This is a genomic window from Planomonospora algeriensis (assembly GCF_977012225.1).
The window spans coordinates 1-6,337 of sequence record NZ_CDRNDK010000202.1 but is presented as its reverse complement, the minus strand read 5'-3'; the positions used below and the strand labels follow the sequence as shown (position 1 = coordinate 6,337).

Annotated in this window: 5 protein-coding genes; 2 read left to right on the top strand and 3 right to left on the bottom strand. The window is 65.1% G+C overall.

Going from position 1 to position 6,337, the window contains the following annotated elements:
- The coding region (locus ACWJ6R_RS20405) for a hypothetical protein (RefSeq protein ID WP_449063763.1) at positions 1–278 on the bottom strand (278 nt) is incomplete at its 3' end.
- A 352-nt stretch (positions 279–630) separates the two neighbouring features.
- On the opposite strand from ACWJ6R_RS20405, the gene ACWJ6R_RS20400 reads away from it, so the two are divergent.
- Together ACWJ6R_RS20400 and ACWJ6R_RS20395 are read left to right on the top strand one after the other, a co-directional pair.
- A complete protein-coding gene (locus tag ACWJ6R_RS20400) occupies positions 631–2,799 on the top strand; it encodes an Ig-like domain-containing protein (RefSeq protein WP_449063762.1) in 2,169 nt (722 codons plus the stop codon).
- Between the two features lie 80 nt (positions 2,800–2,879).
- A complete protein-coding gene (locus tag ACWJ6R_RS20395; protein WP_449063761.1) occupies positions 2,880–3,350 on the top strand; it encodes a hypothetical protein in 471 nt (156 codons plus the stop codon).
- Positions 3,351–4,069: 719 nt separating this feature from the next.
- On the opposite strand, the gene ACWJ6R_RS20390 is transcribed toward ACWJ6R_RS20395, so the two are convergent.
- Together ACWJ6R_RS20390 and ACWJ6R_RS20385 are read right to left on the bottom strand one after the other, a co-directional pair.
- Entirely contained in the window at positions 4,070–4,789 is a 720-nt protein-coding gene (locus ACWJ6R_RS20390; protein ID WP_068903954.1) for a response regulator transcription factor, read from the bottom strand.
- Positions 4,790–5,129: 340 nt separating this feature from the next.
- A complete protein-coding gene (locus ACWJ6R_RS20385) occupies positions 5,130–5,912 on the bottom strand; it encodes a sensor histidine kinase (protein WP_449063760.1) in 783 nt (260 codons plus the stop codon).
- Positions 5,913–6,337: the final 425 nt, after the last annotated feature.

The window sequence follows — 6,337 nt, the reverse complement described above, 5'->3', positions numbered from 1 at the left end:
GCCGACCCGTCGGCTGTCTCAGTGGCCGGTCCGTCGGCGTACAGCACGTCCATCGTCACCTTGAGCCCGCCTGGCCCGTCCGGCCCGTCGCCGGGCGCGTCCTCCGGCACGGTCCCGGCCGCCGGGACCTCCGTCGCCGCCGGGTGGGGCGCGGGCCCGGAGGCCGCCGCGCGGGGGCGCAGCTCGGCCACGGTGGACAGCACCGACACCACGAGCACGACGAAGGCTGTGGCCAGCGCGAACACCGCCGGCATCACCTGACCGGCGCGGCCTCTCACCTGGGGACTCCTGACGCGTTCGGCCCGCCGCACGGGGAAGGCCGCCGGTCGGGACAGGAACGGCCGGTACGGCGCTCCTCGCCGAACGATCGACAGGAGAAGGTCGAATATGAACATAACGCCCGAATCGCCACGCTGACGGCAATCGGCAGCCGGGCAGCGGCCAACGAGTCGCCGCCGACGAGCTGATCAGCACGCGTCGGGTCCGCCGTGACGCCGCGACCGTCTGCGGGACGGGGCGACTGCCCGCACCCGTTCCACGGCCCGGCGTCTCACAGAGATCGGATACGCCCACCAAAGGCATCGCATTTACCGCGCTTCCGAGGATCAGGGGTCGGACGGACACCCGCCGGTGCTGAAGGTGACCTACACCGACACCGTCAACCCCGGCCCGACGCCGACCGCAACGCCCACCCCTGAGCCGGACACGGTGCCACCGACGATCCTCAAGGTGGAGCCGGTCGACGGCACCGAGGATGCCCCGGCCGATGCCCAGGTGAAGGTGACCTTCAGCGAACCGGTGACCGACGCCCGTCTTTCCCTGACCGACATCTTCGAGGAGACGGAGGTCCCGGGCAGCACAACGATGGACGCCGGAAACACCGTGCTGACGTTCACCCCCAACCAGCCCTTGGACTTCTACTACTGGGCCGAGGTCAGCGGCGCCAAGGACGCCGCCGGCAACGTCATGGACGGCTCCTACGGATGGTCGTTCTCCATCGAGCAGCAGATCCCGACCCCGACAGAACCGTCCGCGTGCCGTACCGCTCCGGCCTGGACGAGCGGCGGCAGCTATCCGGTCGGCACCCAGGTCAAGCACCGCGGTCACGCCTGGGAGTCCATCCCGCTCGACCGTTTCCAGTCCCGGCAGGAGCCCGGCACCGGCAACGGCTGGGGCTGGCGGGATCTAGGCGCCTGCACCAGCGGGTTCAGCAGCTCCACGTCAGAGAAGCAGGCCGGACCGGAATCCCCGTTGGCGGAGGCACGCAGTGCCAAGCCGTCCGTCGACAAGGTGTGGACACGCTCGCTGGAGGCTAAGGACGGCGCAGCCCTGGTGCCGACCACGACGCCGGAACTCCTGGTCAAGGTGTCCGACCCGCTGAAGCGGCACTCCGCCGTTGAGGTCGAGATCGAGCATGACCCGAAGTCGCCGTCGCAGGGCAAGGGGCTGATCTGGTCCGGAACCACAACCGTCCCCTCCGGTTCTGTGGGAAGTATTCAGGTGCCAGATAGGAAACTAGCCAACGGTTGGAAGGTTCGTTGGCGAGCTCGTGCTACCGCGGGTGCTGTCTCCAGCTTGTGGTCAGACTGGAAAAACCTATCAACGGCTTCAAGCAGTAAAAGACTGTTCTCTCAGGAGAACGCGACTGCCTTCTCCAGTGCACTAGCTCCGCCGCCGGTAAAGAACATATTGCCAATGAATGGGGATGGCATACCTCCTGCGAGCTATTCTGAGTGCAGAGCAAATAGTGAGACAATTAAGAAAACAGGGTATTCGAAGAATCGGTTCTCCTACTGTGTCGAGAAGAAGTGGAGGGCCACTCGGTATTCCATCATTGGGAGCGTGGCCGGAAATGTGAGTGGTCGAATTCTTGTCAGGGTGGCACCCAGGCAAGACATTCGCGAGTTCGAAGTATCCCAGCACGTGACTATCGACTCACAGTCTGGCGACATGGATGGGGTTAGCCTGGAATTCCCCATAGAAACCGCCGATATGTATACTCCAGCTGAATCTCCTGAGTGCGGGAGAGTGAGGCAGGAAGGAACGGGGTTCCGTACGATCGGCGAATGGAAGTCGGATAATAAGGAATGGCAGAGGGTAGAGTCCTTCCAGTCCAATCGCCAAGAGCCTAACGCGAAATCCCAGGCTCCGGATAAAATCGGGCAATGCGCTATAGAGCTTCATCTCGTAGCAAAGGACACGCGTTTCTTTGTAAAGAAGAGAGTGGCGGTCGCCGAAGACTTTAAAGTCACTGTTCGTTGCGACACTTCACCGGGACAAAAATATCACAATGGAAATGGTGGAGGCTGTGTTCACCTGAATGCGGTGCCCGCTTTTTCGATGGCAAGGAGCGATGAAAATAATAAGGGAGTAAGTTTCCCTGATATGTACGATCATATTAAGGGCGCCCTAGCTCGTAACTCCACGACGGCGCCTCAGCCGGGAGGCCGGACTTTCCCGGACGCGGTTCAACTCAAAAACCTCCCTGGTGGAAGTCCTAACGACCCTCTAACTCGAGTTATGAACGGGAAAAGAAAGGCGGCGAATAACGGGGCGAAGGACCATACGTGTGATATCGAGTTCAGAGAGAGGAAGGGCTGGGGGAAGGAGGGCCTGGCCTGTGACGAGTTCCCATTCGCGGCGACTAACGAGGGGGCAGCCTATGCTGACCCGGATCACTTTTATTCGGTACAGCTAGTCGATGCTACGCAAAATAGCCAGCATGGAACTATTTTGAATGCATGGTTCCTTAATAATAGAATATTGAGAGGAGACGAGTTCTGGGTTAAAATAAACTAGGAACTCATCGAGTGGAGTTGGGCCCGCCTATTTCAGGCGGGCCCAACTCCACTAAACCACTATATCATCAAAGGATGAAAATGGCATCTAAGACGGCTTTCATTAGGGATGTTGTAGAAGTTCCCTACGACAGGTTCGCCATTGTCGACAAAGGAGTCGATAATGCGGAAATAAATGCGCCGGGACCATGGCGAATGGAGGTAGCGGAAGACGAGTGGTTCACACCAGCAGAGAATGGTGCAATCATTTTAATTGATTTTCGGCGCCGCCAATCCGTTACTGTGTGGTTTGAGTTATGGGACGGGGTTCCGGACACTCCAGAATCCTGGGATAAGAGCTGGGAGGGTAGCTTAAGTTTCATCTCCAGTGAGATTCGATTGAGCGGTTCAGATGATATGGGGTTTCAGTTTGACTTTGATCTTGGGAGGCGGGAAACCTCGTGGAACGTTTCTGCTTATATGCATAAAGTTAGAGAGGTGAGGGATGGCGACTTTGAATCTCCTCCTTTTGATCTAGAGGTTTATACTTTTCAATTTTGGCCAAAGGATTAAAGGGATTCTGAAAGGCGATATTCGCGTAGCTGCTTGTGCTTCTTCTGTCTAGGAAGAAAGCCTGGGTTACCCTGGATCGGAGATTATGAGTTCGGTCTCGGCGATAAATTCGTCCAGCAGGTCGAGCCAGCACTACAGGGATTTGAGTCGGCGTGCGGCTCCGCCGTGCCCAAGTTCTGCTCTTGGGCGGCCTCAGGTTCTGATTGGACTCGTCGGCGAAGCAGAGCCAGGAGTCCCAGGCCGCCCGGGTGCTTTTATCGCGGGCCAGGTCTGCTTGACCCAGGTGGCGACCTGCATCTCGTCGCGCCGGGCGGCCCAGCCCGCCGGTACCTGGAACGACCTGTAAGCCGCTGAAGCAAGTAGGCCACTCCACGCGGGGTGTAGGAGAGGTGGAACCGGGTGGCGCTCAGTACGGCGATGTGTGCGGGACCAGCGCTGGTTGTCCACCATGTGCGGCTACGCTCCCCCCACAGCGCCTCCAGATGACCAGCCCGCCAGCCGGAGCGTGGGACGAGATGACGCTACGAGTACGCCGAGCAGGTGAAGCGGGGGCGCCGCCCGCGGGCCCCGGAGGTCGGGCGGCCGGATGCGACGCCGGGGGATGTGCAGGAGGTGGTGCTGGAGGTCGTGGCCGGCGCGTTCGGCGGCGGGCCGGTGCGGGAGCAGGCGCGGTCCGTCCCGCTCGTGTCCGGGCCTGACGGGCCCGGACACGGGCATGGTCAGCGGCGGACGGAGAGGGTGTCCTTGCCGTTCTGGTGCTGGGCCGGGGGGCGGTAGCGGTAGCCGACGCCGCGGACCGCCTCGATGGACGAGTTGGAGGTGTCGGGGTTGAGGCGGCGGCGCAGGCGCAGGATGGCGAACTTCACCCGCTCCGGGCTGAGTCCCGTGGGGTCGTCCCAGACCAGGGAGAGCAGCTGGGAGGAGCTCAGCACGTTGCCGGCGTGCCGTACGAGGGTGTTGAGCAGGCGGAACTCGGTCGGGGTCAGGTGGATCTCCTGGTTCTCGACGAAGACCGTCCGGGTCGCGGGCTCCACCCGGATGACCCCGTCGTCGTAGACGTCCTCGGCCCAGGAGGCCGTGCCGGCGCGGCGCAGCAGCGCCTCGACGCGGGCGGTCAGCTCGGCCCGGGAGAACGGCTTGACCAGGTAGTCGTCGGCCCCGGCGCGCAGGCCCCGGACCTTCTCCCGCTCCTGGCCGCGGCCGGTGAGGATCAGGATCGGCAGGTCGCTGATGTCGCGGACCCGCTCCAGGACCTGCCAGCCGTCCATGATGGGCAGGCCGATGTCGAGGATCAGGGCGTCCGGCTTGTGCTGGTGCAGCAGGCGCAGGCCGCTGCGGCCGTCCGTGGCGGGGATCACCTCGTGCCCGCCGTGGCCCAGGAGCACCTGGATGGCGGTGAGGGTGTCGGCGTCGTCCTCGACGACCAGGAGGCGGCTCATCGCTCACCCCGCCGGTCGCGGACGGGCTCCCATGGAAGTTCCACTCTCACCTCTGAGCGTCTCGTGCCGTTCTCGACGAGCTGCAGCGTGCCGCCGTGCATGCCGACGATGGCGCGGGCCATGCCGAGCCGCGGCCACGCCTTCTCCCCGGCCGGTCCTCGCCCCGGCGGCCTGGTCGGTGAGGCTGGCCTCGCCGTCCGCGGCGACGCAGGCGATCTCGGCCCGCCACCCGTCGACCGTGGGCCGGAGTTCGACCTCGACGGCCGCCCCCGGGCGGCCCGGGTGATCGCCGCCGTCAGCAGGATGTCGAGCATGCGGCGGATGCGGACGGTGTTGCAGCTCAGCGCCGGGCCGGCCGGGCGTGGTAGCGCAGGGAGACGCCGGAGTGCAGGGCGCCGGGGCGGAACTGGGCGACGATGTCGCGGACCATCTCCATCGGGTCGACCCGCTCCGGCCGCAGCTCCGGCTCGGTCGTGGCGGGGTCGGCCAGCAGCGGCAGGTCGTTGAGGAGCTCCGACAGGCGCATGGCGTTGCGCTCGATGACCTTGACGAACTCGCTCTGGTCGCCGGTGAGCGGACCGGTCTCGGGGTCGGCCAGCAGGCCCGCGTAGGCGAGGATCGGTGTGATCGGCGTGGCCAGGTCGTGGACGACGGTGGAGATGAACTCCGTCTTCGCCGCGGCGAGCGTCGCCGCGTCGGAGGGGTCGCCGGCGCGGTTCTCGGCGTCCCGGCGCCAGGCGGCGTCCAGCGCGGCGGCCAGGCAGGAGAGCGCCTCGGGGACGCCGTGGTCCTCGAACCCCGCCGCCAGCGTCACGGCGAGCATCCGGCCGGGTCCCGCGGGCCACAGGCGCTCCCCGTTCACCGGCGGGGTGGCGTCGGCCGGCCGCAGCTCGGCGCTCAGCACACCGGGTACGCTTCGGAGACCGGCGAGCAGCGTGGTGTCCGCGTTCGCCCCGCCGGCGTCGTCGGAACCGCGCAGCCGCTCGTCGAGGAGACCGAGGATCGCCCGGGTGGTGTCCACCGCGTCCGCCTCGTCCGCCTCGTCCGCGGTGTCCGCGGAGTCGGACGCGTCGTCCGACGGATGCGAAGCGGTGTGATCGAGACGCCCACCGCTGTTCAGCATGCTGCCCCCCACATGTCCCCCCTCGGCAGTCGGATCCTCCCCCAAGGACCCAGGGACTCGTCACTAATAGCAATTCATCCCAAACAGAACGTTATCAACTCTGCTCGGCTGGTCGCGACGGAGGTTTGATCCGGACGGCCCGGACGGCCCGGCGCCGACGGCAACGGATCTGCACCCGGCGCGCACCCGAAGGAGCATCCCGCGCCGCCGACCGTCGGTCCTATGTGGGAGCCGACCTCGCGACGCGGGCTGAGCCGAGTGCTCATCACCGGTGCCGCGGCACTGTCATGCCTGTTCACGGGTGTCGGGCCGCTCGGCGGCACCGCCCACGCCGCCCCCTCGGGGCTGCCGCCGGCCCCCGTCAGGCCCGCCGTGACCGAGATCGGCTTCCTCGCCTCCCCCGCGACCCCCCCGGTGGGTGCCGC

What these genes read in the sequence shown, in the direction of transcription:
- ACWJ6R_RS20395 (WP_449063761.1), top strand. Translation starts at nt 2,880, where the DNA reads ATGGCATCTAAGACGGCTTTCATTAGGGATGTTGTAGAAGTTCCCTAC.
- ACWJ6R_RS20390 (WP_068903954.1), bottom strand. Translation starts at nt 4,789, where the DNA reads ATGAGCCGCCTCCTGGTCGTCGAGGACGACGCCGACACCCTCACCGCC.
- ACWJ6R_RS20385 (WP_449063760.1), bottom strand. Translation starts at nt 5,912, where the DNA reads ATGCTGAACAGCGGTGGGCGTCTCGATCACACCGCTTCGCATCCGTCG.